19 protein-coding genes are annotated in these 17,183 nt (G+C 59.9%); 7 read left to right on the plus strand and 12 right to left on the minus strand.

What is annotated here, in order from left to right; all coding sequences use genetic code 11:
• Positions 1–110: 110 nt before the first annotated feature.
• The 4 genes from C5J24_RS12505 to C5J24_RS12520 form a co-directional block, all read right to left on the minus strand.
• Positions 111–653: an OmpA family protein gene (locus C5J24_RS12505; protein WP_105405179.1), complete on the minus strand. Its 543-nt coding sequence runs from the start codon at positions 651–653 to the stop codon at positions 111–113.
• Complete coding sequence (locus tag C5J24_RS12510) at positions 650–2,047, minus strand: C1 family peptidase (protein WP_172723937.1); 1,398 nt, start codon at positions 2,045–2,047, stop codon at positions 650–652. The genes C5J24_RS12505 and C5J24_RS12510 overlap by 4 nt, the downstream gene beginning before the upstream one ends.
• A 336-nt stretch (positions 2,048–2,383) precedes the next feature.
• A complete protein-coding gene (locus C5J24_RS12515) occupies positions 2,384–2,626 on the minus strand; it encodes a DUF982 domain-containing protein (protein WP_105405195.1) in 243 nt (80 codons plus the stop codon).
• A 193-nt stretch (positions 2,627–2,819) separates the two neighbouring features.
• Entirely contained in the window at positions 2,820–3,467 is a 648-nt protein-coding gene (locus C5J24_RS12520) for a hypothetical protein (RefSeq protein WP_105418244.1), read from the minus strand.
• A 272-nt stretch (positions 3,468–3,739) separates the two neighbouring features.
• Here C5J24_RS12520 and C5J24_RS12525 point away from each other — a divergent pair, with 272 nt between their 5' ends.
• On the plus strand, positions 3,740–3,997 hold the full coding sequence (locus C5J24_RS12525; RefSeq protein ID WP_105418430.1) for a transcriptional regulator: 258 nt from the start codon (positions 3,740–3,742) through the stop codon (positions 3,995–3,997).
• 740 nt (positions 3,998–4,737) lie between these two features.
• Here the strand turns inward: C5J24_RS12525 and C5J24_RS12535 are convergent.
• From C5J24_RS12535 to C5J24_RS12545, 3 genes are all read right to left on the minus strand, one after another.
• Positions 4,738–5,634, minus strand: a complete 897-nt coding sequence (locus C5J24_RS12535; RefSeq protein WP_105418248.1) for an SMP-30/gluconolactonase/LRE family protein — start codon at positions 5,632–5,634, stop codon at positions 4,738–4,740.
• 217 nt (positions 5,635–5,851) lie between these two features.
• Positions 5,852–6,883: an L-idonate 5-dehydrogenase gene (locus tag C5J24_RS12540; RefSeq protein WP_105418250.1), complete on the minus strand. Its 1,032-nt coding sequence runs from the start codon at positions 6,881–6,883 to the stop codon at positions 5,852–5,854.
• A gap of 10 nt (positions 6,884–6,893) precedes the next feature.
• A complete protein-coding gene (locus C5J24_RS12545) occupies positions 6,894–7,841 on the minus strand; it encodes a 2-hydroxyacid dehydrogenase (protein ID WP_105418252.1) in 948 nt (315 codons plus the stop codon).
• 84 nt (positions 7,842–7,925) lie between these two features.
• Here C5J24_RS12545 and C5J24_RS12550 point away from each other — a divergent pair, with 84 nt between their 5' ends.
• The 5 genes from C5J24_RS12550 (at position 7,926) to C5J24_RS12570 (ending at position 11,586) form a co-directional block, all read left to right on the plus strand.
• Positions 7,926–8,684: an SDR family oxidoreductase gene (locus tag C5J24_RS12550; RefSeq protein WP_105418253.1), complete on the plus strand. Its 759-nt coding sequence runs from the start codon at positions 7,926–7,928 to the stop codon at positions 8,682–8,684.
• Positions 8,685–8,706: 22 nt separating this feature from the next.
• Positions 8,707–9,189, plus strand: coding sequence for a gluconokinase (locus tag C5J24_RS12555; protein ID WP_245437533.1), 483 nt, complete (start codon positions 8,707–8,709; stop codon positions 9,187–9,189).
• Entirely contained in the window at positions 9,186–10,073 is an 888-nt protein-coding gene (locus C5J24_RS12560; RefSeq protein WP_105403715.1) for an NAD(P)-dependent oxidoreductase, read from the plus strand. Before C5J24_RS12555 ends, C5J24_RS12560 begins: the two co-directional genes overlap by 4 nt.
• Positions 10,070–10,402, plus strand: coding sequence for a hypothetical protein (locus C5J24_RS12565; protein ID WP_105403716.1), 333 nt, complete (start codon positions 10,070–10,072; stop codon positions 10,400–10,402). The genes C5J24_RS12560 and C5J24_RS12565 overlap by 4 nt, the downstream gene beginning before the upstream one ends.
• Positions 10,403–10,593: 191 nt before the next feature.
• Positions 10,594–11,586 carry a LacI family DNA-binding transcriptional regulator gene (locus C5J24_RS12570; protein ID WP_245441238.1) on the plus strand — a complete coding sequence of 331 codons (993 nt, stop codon included), beginning with the start codon at positions 10,594–10,596 and terminating at the stop codon, positions 11,584–11,586.
• A 132-nt stretch (positions 11,587–11,718) separates the two neighbouring features.
• Here the strand turns inward: C5J24_RS12570 and C5J24_RS12575 are convergent, their stop codons facing one another.
• The 4 genes from C5J24_RS12575 to C5J24_RS12590 form a co-directional block, all read right to left on the minus strand.
• A complete protein-coding gene (locus tag C5J24_RS12575; protein WP_105403718.1) occupies positions 11,719–12,450 on the minus strand; it encodes an amino acid ABC transporter ATP-binding protein in 732 nt (243 codons plus the stop codon).
• On the minus strand, positions 12,431–13,090 hold the full coding sequence (locus C5J24_RS12580) for an amino acid ABC transporter permease (protein ID WP_105403719.1): 660 nt from the start codon (positions 13,088–13,090) through the stop codon (positions 12,431–12,433). Before C5J24_RS12580 ends, C5J24_RS12575 begins: the two co-directional genes overlap by 20 nt.
• Positions 13,087–13,791, minus strand: a complete 705-nt coding sequence (locus tag C5J24_RS12585) for an amino acid ABC transporter permease (RefSeq protein ID WP_105403720.1) — start codon at positions 13,789–13,791, stop codon at positions 13,087–13,089. Before C5J24_RS12585 ends, C5J24_RS12580 begins: the two co-directional genes overlap by 4 nt.
• A gap of 67 nt (positions 13,792–13,858) precedes the next feature.
• On the minus strand, positions 13,859–14,662 hold the full coding sequence (locus C5J24_RS12590; RefSeq protein WP_105418257.1) for a transporter substrate-binding domain-containing protein: 804 nt from the start codon (positions 14,660–14,662) through the stop codon (positions 13,859–13,861).
• Between the two features lie 239 nt (positions 14,663–14,901).
• On the opposite strand from C5J24_RS12590, the gene C5J24_RS12595 reads away from it, so the two are divergent.
• Positions 14,902–15,930: a LacI family DNA-binding transcriptional regulator gene (locus C5J24_RS12595; protein ID WP_105418259.1), complete on the plus strand. Its 1,029-nt coding sequence runs from the start codon at positions 14,902–14,904 to the stop codon at positions 15,928–15,930.
• Between the two features lie 105 nt (positions 15,931–16,035).
• Here the strand turns inward: C5J24_RS12595 and C5J24_RS12600 are convergent, their stop codons facing one another.
• On the minus strand, positions 16,036–17,136 hold the full coding sequence (locus C5J24_RS12600) for a substrate-binding domain-containing protein (protein ID WP_105403723.1): 1,101 nt from the start codon (positions 17,134–17,136) through the stop codon (positions 16,036–16,038).
• Positions 17,137–17,183: the final 47 nt, after the last annotated feature.

The raw sequence follows: 17,183 nt of genomic DNA on the forward strand, positions 1-17,183 counted from the left end.
GCGAGGCCGATCAGCGCGTATGTCCACAGGCCGGAACCGATCCAGGCTCCACGTTTCATCGCCTCACCCTCCCAACCTTACTAGCGTAAGGCGATAAGCGCACTGTGCCACTACTGGGCGTTGGCGCTTAGATTGATCACCTGTACCCGCCGGTTGATCTGATCCTCCGGCCTGCGGGCATCGAAGAGTTCGCTCTCGCCGAAGCCCGCCACCTCCAGCTTGCCAGAATCTATTTTGAACTTGTCGGCCAGATAGCGCGCCACCGCGTCTGCCCGGCGCTCGGAGAGCCTCTGGTTGTATTCGTCTGTGCCACGGGAATCCGTGTGCCCTGCGATCATGAAACGCGCCGACGCAAGGCTCGGATCAACGAGTGCCGTGCCCAAGGCATCGAGCGTGATGAGGGAATCGTTGAGCAGCTCTGCCGAATTATAGGCAAAGGTAACGTGCAGGCTGACGGCGTTGGGCTTGTCCTCGGCTGGAGCCGGATCGACCGTGACGCCCCTCTTGCCGAAGGGCAAGGAGCGGAAACCCGGCTTGACGCAGGTGGGGTCAAGCTTGCAGCGAATCTGGTCCGAGCTGAGATCCTGGGCCAGCGCCCTTGTTGGGAGGCACGAGAGGGCAGCGGCCAATGCCGCCAGCGGAAATATCTTCATGGTGCTGCCTTCGTTTCAAACTCGATCGTAGACGCCGCGATGACCCGTTCCGGGAGATCCGCACGCGGACGGTAGATCAGCGCCTTGCGCAGCAGCGACAGATATTCGCGCGCGGTCTGGACCTGAGGGAGTGTCTTTTCGAACAATGGGCTGCGTGAGGTCACGACCAGCATCATCTCGTGGCCGAGCGGCGGCGAGACGGTAAATTTAGAACGCCCTTCCTTCCCGTCGCCAAAGCGCAGTTCCTGCCCCGGCTCTAGCTGGCTTCCAGGCCCCTGCGGTTGCGCCAGGTGAACGATGGTCTGGTCGGCCTGGACGTAGCTGACATAGGCATAGCTGAAATGTTGCGGAGCGCGCACTGTCACGTCGAGCAGCCGCCCAGAGTGGAGTGCAGTCACATCCGCGACCGTGACGCCAGGCTTGTCAGGCTCCACAGCCGCCCGCGCGAGGATCTGCTTGAGTTCGCATTGCGGCCAGGACGCAACGGCGAGGCCGTCAATGTTCAACACCGATTTCGTTGCTGCCAGATCCTTGATCCGCTTAAGATCCTCCTCGCTGCCGACGAACCCAGAGACGATGACACTCTCGCCCTCCTTGCGGAACGCGACGTTGGCGCAGGTCCGAGTATTGACGTCGGTTACGAGCTTGGCCAGTTCGACGGTATCGACCGGTTCGACGGGCGGTGTCGGAGTGAACCCTGCGACCCTCAATACCACGGCCTCGACGGCCATGGCAGCGTAGGCGTCGTAGGACAGCCACATATAGCCGCCCTCCCCCCACTTCGTGCCCCAGGAGTTGACGACACGCAGCGCCTGACGACGATCGTCATATCCGGTGGTGACCACAGCGTGGTAGCTTATTTCCCCACTTGTCGATCCGACGCGATAGATCCCGCCGCGATAGTCGTGGAAGCTGGGCCAGATCCTAAGAGACAAGATCACCGGCTCCCCCTGGGCAAGTCGCCCGCGCACATCGTCGACGCGCGTATGGTCGAGCCGTGCCAGGTCGTCTACCTTGAAGGCTTTTGCACGGTTGGCTAGTTCTGGGGCAATGGTTTCGCAGCGATCGGAGTATGGATGATCCGCCAGCGAAAGAGCCCCTTGCCTGAGCACACGTACATTATCTGCCACGCTCGAACCTTCGTCGCAGGCGCCCCTGCGTGCGCGGTGATAGAGATAACTGGGGCTGACGATGTTGGCATCGGTCAGCGGTTTCCGTTCGGAAGTCGAAGTGTAGTAGCTGCGCGTCGCATAGCCCACTGCCCACGCCGCGCAGGAACCCAAGGCCCCTTGTTGACGAGGGCGCGGAAATCGGGCCGATAGCTCTGCGAATTCCGGCAAGAAAGCTCGAAACCGCGGCAGTTCCGGCACGCCCCGCATCTCTGTATTGGACATCGGCCTCAATCCGGTCGAATAGCGCGTCCCAGGCGGATCGGAGCGTTCAGTCGCGGGCGGTCCTGACTGCGTTTCCTGCGCAAAACAATCTCCCGCCAGTAAGACGGCGATTACGCATCCATTCAAGAAGCGCAGCCCAGCCTTGCGTTCCGGTCCCATGGTTTCTGAACCCCCAAGCCCAAGTCGAGTAGAACACACACCCGACGACAGCTCAACATCTGCCGCCTACTCATATCGGAGGCGCTTGCGCAGCGATCGGCAAAAGATACCAAGGTCATGGTCAAGCCAGCGCTGCAGGTTTTGGCGTCACTGAAGGCGGCGACGGCCTGCGGACGCTCAACGAAGAATGCCCGCGTCGCTCGCGGCCACTCTGAAAGCTGACGCAGCCGCGGACGGATCACCTCGACCTTCGGCAGCTTCAATGCAGGCGCGCTTGGCTAAAGCAAAGGAGTCTCCTCCTTTCTGGGGCCAGCAAGTCATCAAGTATGCCAAGGCGTCTCTGCTGCCGCCAATGCTCTTGAAGTGGTCGCCCGGGCCAACAACGATCTCAATCGGCTCATCCCAGAGATCATGGTCCATAACGTGCTCCATGGGTTCTGATTTTTGATGAACGCAAGTGGTCAGGGCTCGTTCCTGGGTTAGGGCTTTGGTCCCAGGTGCGGCCTGGATCACACAGCGCTACCGGCCGTTCCTCGGTTGACCTCGAGCTGATGATCCGGATGCTGATGATCGGCCACTCCATGTGCATATACTGACCGGGAGGTGGTATTACTCATATCGCATTCGGGCCTGCGCAAATCCGCACAAGATCGGCAAGGATTGTGCGAAGCTCCGGCCACGGCGCTTCCTGGAGGGCAGAGCGTGGATCCTCCATCTCCAGGAGAGAATGCAGCTTCACCGCGACGCCGGCGACAGATTGAGGAGCCGCGCTCCACAATTCCTTGGCCAACGCCTCCTCGACATTTGCGATTTCCTCCTCGGCTTTCTTCGCCCTGGTATATCCCACCCGCTTGTCCGCCGTCTTCCATTCGCTCCGGCTTGCGGCCAATGCGGCCCTTGCTTGCCGCCGCATTTCATCCTGATCCGCGTTGGGCAAAAGACGGTCGATCTCCCGACCGCAATAGGCCCAGATGAAACCACAGTCTTCGCAGAGCGGGATTTTGGTGCGGGGGAAACTACCGAGCTCTCGAAGCAACTCCGTTTCAAGCTTTTGCTGCCGGCGGCAGGCTTCCCCGCAGAGCCTGTGGGCAACTAGCCAATCCCTCCAAAGTGACACCACTGGATCGTCTTGCTCCGACCTCTCCGTCCGCACAATTGCACCTGCCGGGGCGGGCGCGGCTGCGATCGAAGCCGCAGCGCGTGCAAGGAAATTTCTGCGCGTGGTCTCGGGGGAGACATCCTTATTCCCGGAGGAGGCCATTGGGACCGCCTCCGATCAAAACGAGACCCGTGAGCATCGCTTCCAGTTCGGCCCTCGGTAATTTTCGGCGGGTGATTGCAGACAAAGTTCTGCTATTCTCAGAATCAGCCATGATCCAAGCTCCAGACAGCTAGACGTGGTCAGGTTGACGATGCTGTTCGCAACAGTAGACGCAACCGTCTCATACGCTCGGCCCCAAATGCAAATCTGCACGAGGGAATGAGAGAACGTTTTAATATCATATGAACTTAAAAGGTTCAACGGGATTAAAGATGAAAGTCATCACCGGAGCACAGATACGCGCGGCAAGGGGGTTGGTGCGCTGGAGTGCTGATGATCTCGCTGCCGCGGCTCAGCTCGGAATTTCGACGGTCCGGCGCGCCGAGGCGGACAATGGATTATCGCCAATTACAACTGCCAATCTGAAGGCTATCCAGCTTGCGCTTGAGAGCGTAGGTGTCGAGTTCATACCAGAAAACGGTGGAGGAGCTGGCGTGCGTTTCCGAAAACCGTCCCACGCCGAGAAATAGTCCTCGTAGACTCATCCTTCCTCTTCTAAGGCCGCCTGTGAAACAGCACCGAAGGTTGACCCCTACATGTTCTCCATAAGCCATTGGTTTACTGAGATAACATGGAGTTCGGGTGGGGTCACGATCGGCGCCGGTGATGACCCCAGCCTCGTTGCGAGTTGGCAAACACAATCAGGCGCTTACCGCATTTTCGAACAGGGTCAACCGTCGGTGCCGTTTCACATCTCGGACACGCAAAAGCTCTTGGCGGCAGCAGATGCGGCTATGTACGAGGCAAAGGAACAAGGTCGCAATCAGATCAGGGTGCAATCCCCTGCCCGCCAGGTATCCGCGGCAAGAGCGGGGTCGTAATCTGCCGGCCGAGCTTGGCGGGTGCACCTTGGCGTGCCGCCGGCGCCTTTGGGAGAGATGGGAGCCACCGAACCTCTTCCCAGCCGCCAGAGGTTAGCCTGCCTGTCCGGCTCGTCCGCGGCTGGGGGGGGCCGCATTGGAAGTGACCTGATTAAGCATCAAACGGACGGCAAATAGAGCTCCTAGTTCTGGAAAGGCCGTTTCCGGCGACCGACGCATCTCCCTGATTGCTACGCAATAAGAACCTAGCGGTTTGGATGGCCGCTCTCAACGATACGGCGGGGCAGTGAAGGGACCGGCTGTCTTCCCGTTCGGCATGGCCGAGTCCAGCATGAAAGAAGGTACCCGCGAACGCCAACCATGTGCCCGAAGATGAACGCGCTTTGAGTTCAAGGGGTTTGAGCACCTCTGCGGTTCAACGTAATCGAATAGACGCTGGTCGTCGCAGTCATGAAGAGTTGATGCTTCGCGTGGCCGCCAAAGCAGAGGTTGGAGACTAATTCAGGAACAAGTAGCTTTCCGATCAGGTGCCCGTCGGGGGAAATGCAGTGCACGCCATCTGCCGCCGAGGACCACATATTCCCATCGCTGTCCATTCGAAAACCGTCCGCGCATCCTGGGCTGATGGTGTGAAACACCTCGCCGCCGGAAAGCTCGCCGCTGGAGGCAACATTGAAAACCCTGATATGTTGGGGGTCTGAGCCGAACATGCGTCCGGTATCGGCGACATAGAGGCGGGTTTCATCGGGGCTGAAGGCGAGGCCGTTCGGGCAGTTGAAGTCCGTTAAGGCGACTTCGATCTCTCCAGAAGGATCGACGCGGTAAACGTGGCACGGCAGTTCCTGCTCGGCCAGAAAGCCCTCGTAGTCCGTCATGATCCCGTAGTGCGGATCGGAGAACCAGATGGAGCCGTCGGATTTTACAACCACATCATTGGGAGAGTTCAGGCGCCTGCCCCGATAGCGGTCAGCCACAATAGTGACGGAACCGTCAAGTTCCGTGCGAGTCACACGGCGCGTGCCATGTTCGCACGTTACCAGCCTTCCCTGCCTGTCGCGCGTATTGCCGTTGGCAAAATTCGAGGGTTGTCGGAACGTGGAGACCCCAGCGCCTGGAGACCAGCGGAGGATGCGATTGTTCGGAATGTCGGAAAAGAGGAGGCATCCTGCATCACCGAACCAGACCGGCCCCTCGACCCAGTCAAAGCCCGTCGCAATCTGTTTCACCGGCGCATTGCCAAGCACGTATCGGCCAAACAGCGGATCGACCACTTCGAAGTACGACATGCCGGCCTTCCCTTTCTGGAAGCTGTGAGAACGCTATCGATATCACCCGATACCCTTGATATGAACAGGCAAGGGTGACGAGATGTCTGAAGGCCCCGCCTGCGGCACCTCAATGGCCGCCGGGACGGCAGCGCCCTGGTCTGCCGGTCTAGCAGAAAACAAAGGCGGCGCTGATCCGGATCCCCCCTTCTGTTTCCGTCAAAAACCTCTCTGCAATTCAGATGAAGGCAATCTGTGCCTTCATCGCCTGGCTGCGGTCACTCGCAAGTTCGAAGGCTGTGACGACCTGCTGCAGGGGGAGCGTGTGGGTGATCAACGGCCTCACGTCGATGAGACCCTTCTGCATGAGCCCAACGCCGATGGCGAATTCTTCATGGAAGCGAAACGATCCGCGCAGATCCAGTTCCTTGGCCGTGATAGCCATCATCGGGACTGCCATATCTCCGCCAAGCCCCAGCTGAACGATCACCGCCCGCGGCCGCAAAACAGCGATGGCCGCTGCGAGCGCCGCTGCGGCGCCGGAGCACTCGTAGAGGACATCGAACGTTCCTTTCCAGGCCCCATAAGAGGCCAGCGCGTCGGGTTCTCGCGCCATGTTGATCGTCCGGTCGGCGCCGGCTTTGCGGGCCAGCGCCAGGGTGAATTCGGAGAGGTCCGTCGCGACGATTTCAGCGGCCCCAGCACGGCGAGCCGCCAGAATGGCCAGAACGCCGATTGGCCCGCAACCCGTCACCAGAACCCGTTTGCCCAACAATTCTCCAGCCCGGCGGGTCGCGTGGAGCGTCACGGCCAGCGGTTCTGCCATTGCCGCCTCGCCCGCCGTCAGGCCATCGGCCGAAACGCATTGGATCGCGTCCGCAACAAGAACCTCACGAAAGGCGCCTTGGACATGCGGAAACGGCATGGCGCTTCCGTAGAACCGCATGTTGAGGCACTGGTTTTGGTGCCCCTCCTGGCAGTAGCGGCAGGTTCGGCACGGACGGGACGGCGAAACGGCAACGAGCTGTCCCAACTCCAATCCTTCTACGCCCGGTCCAAGGGCATCGACATGTGCGGAAACTTCGTGTCCGAGAATCATCGGTTCGCGTAGCCGGACGGTGCCGAAGCCGCCGTGATTGTAATAGTGGAGATCGCTGCCGCAGATTCCACCAGCGGCAAGGCGAAGGCGCACCTCTCCTGGGCCTGGTGCTTCAACCGGACGCTCCTCGATGCGCAAATCCTTTGCGCCGTGAACAACGATAGTTTTCATCGCGGCCTCCTCAAAGGACTGGCGTCAACAGTGGCTGACCGGAAAAATGCGCGGTGAGATTATCGCGGACCAGTTTCCCCATAGCCTTGCGCGTCTCAATGGTTCCCGAGGCGTGATGGGGCTGCAGGAGGACATTGTCCAACGCGAGAAAACGCGGGTCGAGTTTTGGCTCACCCTCGAACACATCAAGAGCGGCCGAGCCGAGTGCACCACTTTCCAGTGCAGTGAGCAATGCCTCTTCGTCGACATTGGAGGCGCGAGAGATATTGATCAACATCCCCTCCCCGCCCAGTGCCGCAATCACCTCGCGACCCACGATGTGGCGGGTGACTGGGGAAGCAGCCAGGGTGACAAAGAGGAAATCAGACCGGGAGGCGAGCGCCACGGGATCAGCAATATACTCCCAATCCGAAGCGAAATCCTTCGGCGCGACGTCGGAATAGGCGATCCGCATGTCGAAACCCTGAAGGCGCTTTGCAACCTCATAGCCGATGCGGCCAAGGCCGAGCACGCCTGCGCTTCGCCCCCATACGCGGCGTTTGAGCGGATAGAGGCCCTTTTCGACCCAGCTTCCATCTCTCACCCAACCTTCCGCACCGATCAGGCCACGCGACTGACATAGCATCATCGCTATCCCGAGGTCTGCCACATCGCTCGTCAACACATCAGGCGTGTTCGTGACGCGGATGCCGCGTTCCCGGCAGGCCGCCAGATCAACAGCGTCGAAGCCGACCCCGTAGACGGAGACCAGCTCGAGCGCGGGGCAAGCCTCGATCATCGCCCGGCTGGCGCCAAGTTCGCCCCTTGTTGCGATGGCTTTGACGTCCGGACCGACAGACGCGAGGAAACCGGCCTTGTCGGCGGCCTCGAAATACCGATGGACCTCGAAGCTGGCAGTGAGGGGCGCCTCGTCCCATTCCGGATAGGGTCCGACCTGGAGGATCTGCGGCTTGTTCATTTGGCTTCTCCGTCTCTTGACAATCAATGTTATCGATAACATAAGAGACAATATTGTGGATGTCGAGAGAAAACGGAGAGATCAATGGGGCGAAGCTTGTTTGACTTGACCGGTTGCCGGGCCTTGATCACCGGCTCGTCGCAGGGCATCGGCCTTGCCCTTGCCCGTGGTTTGGCTGACGCCGGCGCAGAAATCGTGCTCAATGGACGCGATGCGGTCAAGCTGGCGCAAGCCGCGACAAGCTTCGGCGCCGGCGCCCATCAGTTGGTCTTCGACGTGACCGAACATGAGGCCGCGCGGCGCGCCGTTGACGAATTCGAAGCAAAAACGGGCGCGATAGACATCCTTGTGAACAACGCAGGCATGCAGCACCGCACTCCGCTGGAGGATTTTCCGGCGGATGCGTTCGAACGGCTGATGCGCACCAATGTTTCCAGTGTCTTCAACGTCGGACAGGCGGCTGCCCGGCATATGATCAAACGCGGCGCCGGTAAGATCATCAATATCGCCAGCGTACAGACTGCCCTCGCCCGCCCCGGCATCGCGCCATATACGGCCACCAAAGGCGCAGTTGGCAATCTGACCAAGGGCATGGCAACTGACTGGGCAAGATACGGGCTGCAATGCAATGCGATAGCGCCCGGTTATTTTGACACGCCGCTGAACGCCGCTCTGGTCGGCGACGCCGATTTTTCGGCGTGGCTGGAAAAACGCACACCGGCCGGCCGCTGGGGCAAGGTCGAAGAGCTGGTCGGCGCCTGCGTGTTCCTTGCTTCGAGCGCCTCCTCTTTTGTGAACGGACATGTGCTCTATGTCGACGGCGGCATCACGGCCTCTCTCTGAGGCCAGGCAACGATTGATATTGATGGGTGTTGCCGGATGCGGCAAGTCCTCTGTCGGAGCGGCGCTCGCCGTCGGGTTGGGCGCAGCCTACCTGGACGGGGATGATCTGCACCCATTGGCAAACATTGCGAAAATGAGCCAGGGAATCGCTTTGGACGACGACGACCGCTGGCCGTGGCTGACGCGAGTAGGACGGGCACTCGCCGCCTCCGAGAACCCGTTGATCATTGGCTGCTCAGCGCTCAAACGTGCGTACCGTGCCCATATCGCGCAGGAAGCAGGAGCGCCTGTGATTTTCATCCATCTTTCGGGCACGCCCGAGGTTATCGCAGCGCGGATGAAAGCCAGATCGGGGCACTTCATGCCACAGGGGTTGCTGGCAAGCCAGTTTTCGACGCTCGAACCGCCGGGGTCGGAGGAGAATGCGATCACTGTGGATATCGACGAGCCGCTCGACGCGGTCGTCGACAAGATTATTGCACAATTGGGAGGAATGCGAGGATGACGAACAGAGTTGCATTGATAGGCGCCGGAGCGATGGGCGGAGCTATCGGCGCACGTCTCTTGGAGACCGGCAACAACTTGACGGTCTTTGACCTGGACAAGGCCAGGGTGCAAGAGCTGGTGGGCAAGGGTGCAAAAACCGCCGCGAGTGCGGCAGAGGCAGCGTCCGTTTCGGACTACGTGATCCTCAGCCTCAATTCTCCAAAGATCGTGAGGCTGGCTGTTTTTGGCACCGGTGGTGTCGCCGAAGGTGCCGCGCCCGGAACGCTCGTCATCGACATGTCCTCCATCGATCCGGAAGCAACGAAGGCGCTGGCATCGGACGCTGCGGAGGTGGGTTTGCGCTGGGTCGACAGTCCCCTCTCGGGCGGCGCACCAAAGGCATTGGTCGGACAGCTCACGCTGATGGCAGGTGGCAAAGAACAGGATGTCGCAGACGCGCATCGGGTGCTGCAACATGTCGCCTCGAACTACACCCACATGGGGCCTTCAGGTGCTGGCCAGACGACGAAATTGATCAACCAGGTTCTCTGCGGTCTGAATTTTCTGGCGGTGGCCGAAGCCACGCAGTTGGCGCTCGACGCTGGCGTGGATGCCGCCAAAATCCCTCAGGCGCTGAAGGGTGGCCGCGCCGACAGCGCCATCCTGCAGGAATACATGCCGCGATTCGTTGCCAAGGACTACCGGCGCACCGGCCGGATTGACAACATGGTCAAGGATCTGAACGGCGCGCAGGATCTTGCACGCCTGACCAACACGGCCATGCCACTCACAGCTACCTGCGCCGAAGTGCATCGGATGCTGACGGCCGCCGGCCTCGGGGGTGAGGATCAGGCCGCTCTGATGGAATTTTTCAAGGGTCCCAACAAGGATATCGCACAATGATCACACGCTATGCTCTCTTCGAAGGAACGGTGAAGGAAGGTCAGACCGAAGCGTTTCGGACCGCCGTCCTGGAGAATATCCTGCCAAAATGGAAAGCCTTCCCAGGTGCGCTCGAAGTAAGAGTGACCTTTGCGGATGCCCGGGACGAAGGGGCGCCGGAAATCCCGATGATCCTTGCGATCAATTATCCCGATCTTGCGACGGTTGAGACGGCGTTGGCGAGTCCAGCCCGCACTGCTGCCAAGGCGGCCACGGAAGAAGTCCTAGCCCGGTTCTTCGACGGACGCATTCACCACCATGTGACACAGGCAAACGAATTCCCACTGTAGCCCGCAAGATGCCCCAAGAAGCGAGGCCCTTCAAGGCTTCGCTTTTCTTTGTTTCCGCCGCATCAAGCTTTGCGACCCCGTCCTTTGCGAGCGGTGTGATAACGGGCTTGCAATCGTGCGACAAACTCGCTGTAGTGCCGGTGATAACGATAACATGGGCTAAAATGCATAATATTAGGAAGCCAATTACGATGGCGGACATTGCACGCAGCACCGGCGTGTCGCCGATGACGGTGTCGCGCGCCTTCAAGCAGGACGCCTCCGTCAGCCAGGAAACGCGCGAAGCGGTGCTGCGTGCTGCGGAGGAACTCGGTTATGTCTTCGACAGCACCGCCGCAAATTTGCGTTCGCAACGCACTGACTTCGTGGCGGTCACCATTCCTTCAATCAACAACGCCAATTTCGCCGATACGGTACGTTCGCTGAGCGATGGCCTCGCGGAGAGGGGTCTGCAAATCCTTCTCGGCTACACCAACTATGACACGAAGGAAGAAGAACGGCTCATCGAGCAGCTCTTGCGGCGCAAGCCAGAAGCGATCGTGGTAACGGGGGGCAAACACACCCCACGCGCCCGCAAGCTCCTGTCGAACGCGGGAATCCCGGTCATCGAGACCTGGGATCTTCCTGAAGAGCCGATCGGTCACGTCGTCGGCTTCTCCAATGCACTCGCGGTGCGCGAGATGGTCAATCACTTCGTCTCTTCCGGCTATCGAAAGATCGCCTTCATTGGCGGTGACGCCGACCGCGACACGCGTGGTACCGACCGCCGGGCCGGCTTCATCGCCGCGATAAAGGATCACGGTCTGGACGCGGAACGCCTGATTGCTGCCGGCCCTCCGCCGATTTCGATGCGGGAGGGCGCGAACGCGATGGGACGGCTGCTGGAACAATTTCCTGACACCGAGGCGGTGATTTGCGTCTCCGACCTTTCCGCCTTTGGCGCGCTCACGGAATGTCAACGTCGCGGCCTTGCGGTGCCCGGACAAATCGCGATCGGTGGCTTTGGCGACTACGAGATCGGCGCAATCTGCGTCCCCAGCCTGACCACAATCAATGCGTTCGCGGCTGAGATCGGAACAAAGGCGGCGAAGCTCATTATCGACGTCCTGGACGGACGGCTGGCGAACGGATTGGGACGCGTGACGATCCGGCCGGACTTGATCCTGCGAGAGACCAGTCGCTGACGACCCCGGCCCTTGCTGTTGCGATACCAAGCGAACATTCGACAGGTGCGGCGTCCACCAACCAACCCGATCTGCTCCTGCCGCCTGAGGGGCTTGCCCTGCGGCGGCAGGATGTTTGATGCTTTAACCCGGTTACTTAACGTCGGACTTCACGAACTGCCGCAACTCCTGTGTTTGCGGATTGGCAAAGAGCTCCTTGGACGGCCCCTCTTCCCAGATCGTACCTTTGTGCATGAAGATGGTTTTCGTCGCCACCCTTCGGGCGAACGCCATTTCATGCGTCACAAGGATCATGGTCATCCCGTCACGAGCGAGCGTCTCCATTACCGTAAGCACCTCTTCGGTCAATTCCGGGTCGAGGGCCGAGGTCACCTCGTCGAACAGCATCACCTTTGGCCGCATGGCAAGCGAACGGGCGATCGCCACCCGCTGCTGCTGGCCGCCGGAAAGCTGATCCGGGTAGGAATCGAACTTTTCCAGGAGGCCCACGAGCTGCAGCACCTCCCGGGCGATTTTCTGCGTCTCGGCCTTTGCTATGCCCTTCACGATGCGTGGCGCAAGCATGATGTTCTCACCGACAGTCAGATGCGGAAACAGGTTGTAGCTCTGGAAGACGATGCCGACATCGGTGCGCAGGCTGCGCAGTGCTTTGGCATCTCGCCCAAGCGTGTGGCCGGCAATTTCTACGTGGCCGGAATTGATCTTTTCCAGACCGTTCATGCAGCGCAGCAGCGTGCTCTTACCTGAGCCTGACCGACCGATCAGCGCGAAGACCTCTCCGCGCCCGACACTGAGCGAGACGCCTTTGAGAACTTCGAGCGCACCGAAGCTCTTGTGAACCTTTTCAACGATTACTTCCGGCATGGAGCCTCCTTTCCAGCCAACGTGACAGCTGGGACAATGGGTAGCAGACGACGAAATAGAGAACTGCGACCGCGATGAAGACGCGGAAGGGCTGGAACGTCGCATTGTTGATGAGTTGCCCCGCGCGAGCGAGTTCAACGAAACCGATGATTGAGGTAATTGAAGTGTTCTTGACCACCTGCACCGCGAAACCGACGGTGGGAGGCAGCGATATGCGGACAGCCTGCGGCAGGATGACGTAGCGATATTGTTGCAGCCGGGTCATGGCGAGGGACTCCGACGCCTCCCATTGCTGCTTCGGCACTGCCTGAATGCAGCCACGCCAGATTTCCGCAAGGTAACCCGATGCGTAGATCGTCATCGATGCACCCGCGGCAATGAGCGGCGGCAACTCCAATCCGGCAAGGCTCAGGCCATAATAGGATAAGAACAGGATCATCAGCACAGGAATGCCCTGGATGACCTGGATGTAAGTGCCCGCGGCAATACGCACCGCCTTGGTGCGCGAGGTGCGGGCAAGTGCCACGGCAAAGCCGAGAAGACCGCCCCCGATCAGTGCAATGACCGTCAGGGCGATGGTCCATTGCAGCGCTTGCAGCAGGAAACCGAATTCATTGAAACCGAATGTTCTAAGCGTCATGCCTGTACCTCCGGCAGGGACGTCATGGTACGGCGGGCGACACGGCGGCCGAACAGCCACATGCCGACGAGCGCCAGACAAGCACGCAACGCAAGCGCAAGCGCCAGATAGATCAGCGTGACGACGATATAGACCTCGAACGACCGGTAGGTCTGCGATTCAACAAAGGCGGCCGAAGCTGCCAGTTCATGCGTCGAAATCGCCGAACAGATACTCGAGGCCAGCATCATCAGCACGAACTGGCTGCACAGCGCCGGATAGACCTTGGCGATCGCCGGCACGATGATGACGTGGCGATAGATTTGAAAGCGGGTGAAGCCGAGCGCCTCGCCTGCTTCGATCTGTGACTTATGCACCGCCTCAATTCCGGCGCGGATGATTTCCGTCGAATAGGCGGCAAGATTGATCGTCATACCGATCAGCGCAGCTGTATCGGCGCCGACGCGCAGGCCGAGGCCGGGTAGACCGAAATAGACGATGAAAAGCTGGACCAGGAATGGGGTGTTGCGAATGATCTCGACATAGGCATCGACAAGAAATCGCGCGGCGCCGCCTTTCACCGAGCGGATAGAGGCAAGGACGACGCCCGCCGCCGAGCCAAGAAGGATCGAAAGGACTGAAAGTTTGATCGTCAGCCAGATGCCGTTCAGAATTTCATCCTGATACTGTGCAAGCACGCCGAATTGAAACGTATAGGACATAAGCGAGCTCCGTCGATGTTTCGCGGCCCGCCGACGGTTCCGCCGGCAGGCTCTCACGCAAACCCACTTAGAAGGACGGAAGCGTCGGCATTGGACGGCCTGTCCATTTGGTTGCAACCTTGTCGAGGTCACCGGAGATCTTCATCAGGTAGATCGCCGTGTTCAGCCATTGGCGCAGTTCGAAATCCTGCATCTTGGTCGCCATCGAGTTGCCCTGCTGGAAAAAGGTGAAGCCAACCTGCAGTCCGGCGTCCGGACGCTGTTTGATGATCGCTTCACCCACTGTCGAAGGCAGCGCGACTGCATCGGCCTGTCCGGCGATGAGGGCCTGCGCGCTGGTGGAGTCGTCCTCAAATACGACGATTTGCATGCCGGGTACCGCGGCCTTTCGTAGCGCAGTCTCTTGCGACGAACCGCGATTGACCGCCACGCGCTTACCCTTGAGATCGGCAAGGCTCGCGAACTTTTGGTCGGGGCCGGAGATGATGTCCATGTTGAAGGCGCTGTACGGTTGCGTGAACATGACGGTCTTCGCCCGTTCGCCGGTCGGCGCAAGTGTGGCGACGAGGAAATCGACCTTGCCTGTCTGAAGTGCGGGAATGCGGGCGGGCGGGGTGAGCGGCACAAGTTCGACGGGTAATGACAGATACCCGCCGATCAGATTGGCGACGTCGACGTCATAACCTGTCGGGTTGCCCTTCTCGTCCACCATCCCCATAGGCGGGGCACCGGTCAGGACACCTATCCGGACTGAGCCGCGCGACACGATGTCGTTCAGCGTCGTCGCGCTAGCCTCGGCAGTCGCGGCCAGGCTTGCTATTCCTATTGCGATCGCAGTCAGCGTCGTCCGTACATAGTTTAAGATTTTCATCGTTCTTCCTCCACTTGTCATAATGATTGCTGCAAAGCATCTCGCCACGGAGCATGCGTTCACGGTCGCGAGCTCGCAGCTCCGCTCCTTCAGATCGCCGTTCCTCCTCCCAAACCGCCTGCCATGACTCAAAACTGCGCATCTGGCGTTATGGGGTTATCGCTAACCTAAATTTATGTTATCGATAACAATGGGGAGCGTCAAGTCTGTTTGTGCATCCCTGCAAAGAGGAGAAAGATGTGAGGCAGAAACGCGCGAAGACCGTCACTCTTGTTGAAGTGGCCGCCAGGGCAGGCGTCAGCAGAATGACCGTCTCAAAGGTGATCCGGGGCGTCGGAAGCATCTCAGAGGAGACGCGAGCGAGAGTCAGGCGAGCGGCGGACGAATTAGGATATCTGCCCAACAGCCTCGCAGGATCGCTGAGTTCGCGCAGAAGCCGTATGGTGGCGGTCATCATCCCCTCGATCAGCGATATCGTCTTCTCCGAAGTGCTCAGCGGGGTGAACGCGGTGCTCAGACCGAATGGGTATCAAACGTTCATCGGCGAGTCGCATTTCGACCCGGTCGTGGAAGCCGATCTTATTCGTGAAATGCTCTCGTTCCAGCCGGCCGGACTTTTGCTGAATGGCGGTATGGAGCGGAGCGCCGCTTCCATGAGGTTGCTTGAAAACCGCAGCTGCCCAGCCATTCAGCTTTGGGATTGCGATAACTCCGGCCTCGATTTCGGGGCCGGCCCATCCCATGCGGAGGCAGGCCGTCTCGTTGCAATGCACTTTCTCGCGCGTGGCTTGCAGAGGATCGCCTACGTTGGTGCCGAGCTGGAGAAGGATCTTTGTGCCCGCCGCCGCTATCTCTCATTGCAGTCTTCGCTTGCCGCCGACGACATCGCCCTGGTGAGCGTAACGTGCGAGCGGAAACCGAGACAGGCCGCGACCGGGCGCCTTTTGACGGAGCAACTCATGCGGACGCATCCCGACGTACAGGCCATCCACTTCCTGAATGACGCAATGGCGTTGGGCGGCCTGTCATATCTTCACGAAGCGGGTATAGCTGTCCCGGGCCAGGTCTCGGTAGTGGGGTTCAACGGTACGTCCATTCCCAATACGGTGCGCACCCGGCTCACCACGATTGATACGCCGCGAGAGGCGATCGGGGAGACGGCCGCTCGCGCGCTACTGGACATGCTTCGGAACGCCAACGCTAACCCCAGCAGGTCATGGCAAGCAGCGCTGCATTTGGTCCAGGGCAACACCACCGAAAAAATCTAGTTGCAGGTTTCCAGCTGATCCGTCAGGGAGTGTTATCGGGAGTGTTTTTAGAAACTGAAAAAATGGGCACCATTCGCGGTGCCGAGTTTGCTTGGGAGACGGTTGTTACATCTTGCGCCAGAGTTTCTTGTATTCGTCACGATAGCCGTTATCCGGGTCGAAGCTGTTCTTCGGTCCACCGTCGAACTCGACATTGCCCGACGTGACGACGTGCAGGGGCGATAGGTAGCCGGACCAAGTTTCGCCGGCGAATGCGCGGTTCAGCTCATCGACGAGCTGCCATCCCTGCAGGTTCAAAGGTTCGGCGACCGTCACCTTCTGGAACTGACCGGCACGGATGCGCTGATAGGCTGATTCCGAACCATCGCCGGCTGCCACATTGATCGGTGCATCGGTGCCGCCCTTGCCCGCGGCTGCAAGCGATGGACCCATGAAGTCGAAATAGAGATCGTTGATGGCCAGCGAGTGGGTCCATTTGTCGCCGTATTTCTGCAGCAGCGACGTGGTCAGCTGCGGCATGCGCTGCGACGTTTCGGCGATGGGCGTGTCGACATACGCGAGAACCGTGCCGCCGAGAACCTCGATCTCAGCCTTCATCTTGTCAGCCTTTGCGATGGCGATGGCATAGGTGCTGTCGGTGAAGATGATCACGCCCGGCTTGCCCTTGGCATCGACATAGGCGTAGTCGGCCGCCGCCTTGGAGACTTCCATGGCATCGGTGCTGACATTGGCGAAGAGACCTGTCTTTTTATCGGGGCCGATGACTGGTCCCGCATGCCAGGCGACGAGCGGAATCCCCGCAGCCTTCACCTGCTCCAGGGCCGGGGCCTGCTCGACGGCATCGAAGCCGTTGATGATGATGCCGGCTGGCTTCAGGGCCAGTGCCTGGCCGAACGCTGCCGTGCGGCCGCCGATCGAGCCGGCGCCATCCAGCACCTTGACCTCCCAGCCAATTGCCTTCGCGGCCTCCTCGACGCCGGTGGTCACGCCCAGGATGCCGCCATTCTTGAGATCGCCGGCCAGCACGACGATGGTCTTGCCTTCCTGCGCCTTGGGGCTGGTCTTCGGGCCGTCCCAAGCGGTGACGCGGGTGGCGTATTTGTCCACCACGGTCTTGGCATTGGCCATGGCATCGGCCAGCGCCGGGCCCGCCAGCATCAGTGCCAGCATGGCGACCGAGTTCTGGATCAGTGTTCTGCGTTGCATATTCTTTCCTCCCTTTGAAGATGGTGCGGTTCGTGGAAACCTTTTTC

The sequence above is a fragment of the Neorhizobium sp. T25_27 genome, from assembly GCF_002968565.1.
Classification (GTDB): Bacteria; Pseudomonadota; Alphaproteobacteria; order Rhizobiales; family Rhizobiaceae; genus Neorhizobium; species Neorhizobium tomejilense.

Excerpts from the sequence above, each read along its gene's own strand:
- C5J24_RS12570 (WP_245441238.1), top strand. The coding sequence starts at position 10,594 with ATGGCGGACATTGCACGCAGCACCGGCGTGTCGCCGATGACGGTGTCG.
- C5J24_RS12520 (WP_105418244.1), bottom strand. The coding sequence starts at position 3,467 with ATGGCCTCCTCCGGGAATAAGGATGTCTCCCCCGAGACCACGCGCAGA.
- C5J24_RS12550 (WP_105418253.1), top strand. The coding sequence starts at position 7,926 with ATGGGGCGAAGCTTGTTTGACTTGACCGGTTGCCGGGCCTTGATCACC.
- C5J24_RS12575 (WP_105403718.1), bottom strand. The coding sequence starts at position 12,450 with ATGCCGGAAGTAATCGTTGAAAAGGTTCACAAGAGCTTCGGTGCGCTC.
- C5J24_RS12580 (WP_105403719.1), bottom strand. The coding sequence starts at position 13,090 with ATGACGCTTAGAACATTCGGTTTCAATGAATTCGGTTTCCTGCTGCAA.
- C5J24_RS12560 (WP_105403715.1), top strand. The coding sequence starts at position 9,186 with ATGACGAACAGAGTTGCATTGATAGGCGCCGGAGCGATGGGCGGAGCT.
- C5J24_RS12540 (WP_105418250.1), bottom strand. The coding sequence starts at position 6,883 with ATGAAAACTATCGTTGTTCACGGCGCAAAGGATTTGCGCATCGAGGAG.
- C5J24_RS12585 (WP_105403720.1), bottom strand. The coding sequence starts at position 13,791 with ATGTCCTATACGTTTCAATTCGGCGTGCTTGCACAGTATCAGGATGAA.
- C5J24_RS12505 (WP_105405179.1), bottom strand. The coding sequence starts at position 653 with ATGAAGATATTTCCGCTGGCGGCATTGGCCGCTGCCCTCTCGTGCCTC.
- C5J24_RS12545 (WP_105418252.1), bottom strand. The coding sequence starts at position 7,841 with ATGAACAAGCCGCAGATCCTCCAGGTCGGACCCTATCCGGAATGGGAC.
- C5J24_RS12515 (WP_105405195.1), bottom strand. The coding sequence starts at position 2,626 with ATGGACCATGATCTCTGGGATGAGCCGATTGAGATCGTTGTTGGCCCG.
- C5J24_RS12555 (WP_245437533.1), top strand. The coding sequence starts at position 8,707 with ATGGGTGTTGCCGGATGCGGCAAGTCCTCTGTCGGAGCGGCGCTCGCC.
- C5J24_RS12565 (WP_105403716.1), top strand. The coding sequence starts at position 10,070 with ATGATCACACGCTATGCTCTCTTCGAAGGAACGGTGAAGGAAGGTCAG.
- C5J24_RS12510 (WP_172723937.1), bottom strand. The coding sequence starts at position 2,047 with ATGTCCAATACAGAGATGCGGGGCGTGCCGGAACTGCCGCGGTTTCGA.
- C5J24_RS12590 (WP_105418257.1), bottom strand. The coding sequence starts at position 14,662 with ATGAAAATCTTAAACTATGTACGGACGACGCTGACTGCGATCGCAATA.
- C5J24_RS12600 (WP_105403723.1), bottom strand. The coding sequence starts at position 17,136 with ATGCAACGCAGAACACTGATCCAGAACTCGGTCGCCATGCTGGCACTG.
- C5J24_RS12535 (WP_105418248.1), bottom strand. The coding sequence starts at position 5,634 with ATGTCGTACTTCGAAGTGGTCGATCCGCTGTTTGGCCGATACGTGCTT.
- C5J24_RS12525 (WP_105418430.1), top strand. The coding sequence starts at position 3,740 with ATGAAAGTCATCACCGGAGCACAGATACGCGCGGCAAGGGGGTTGGTG.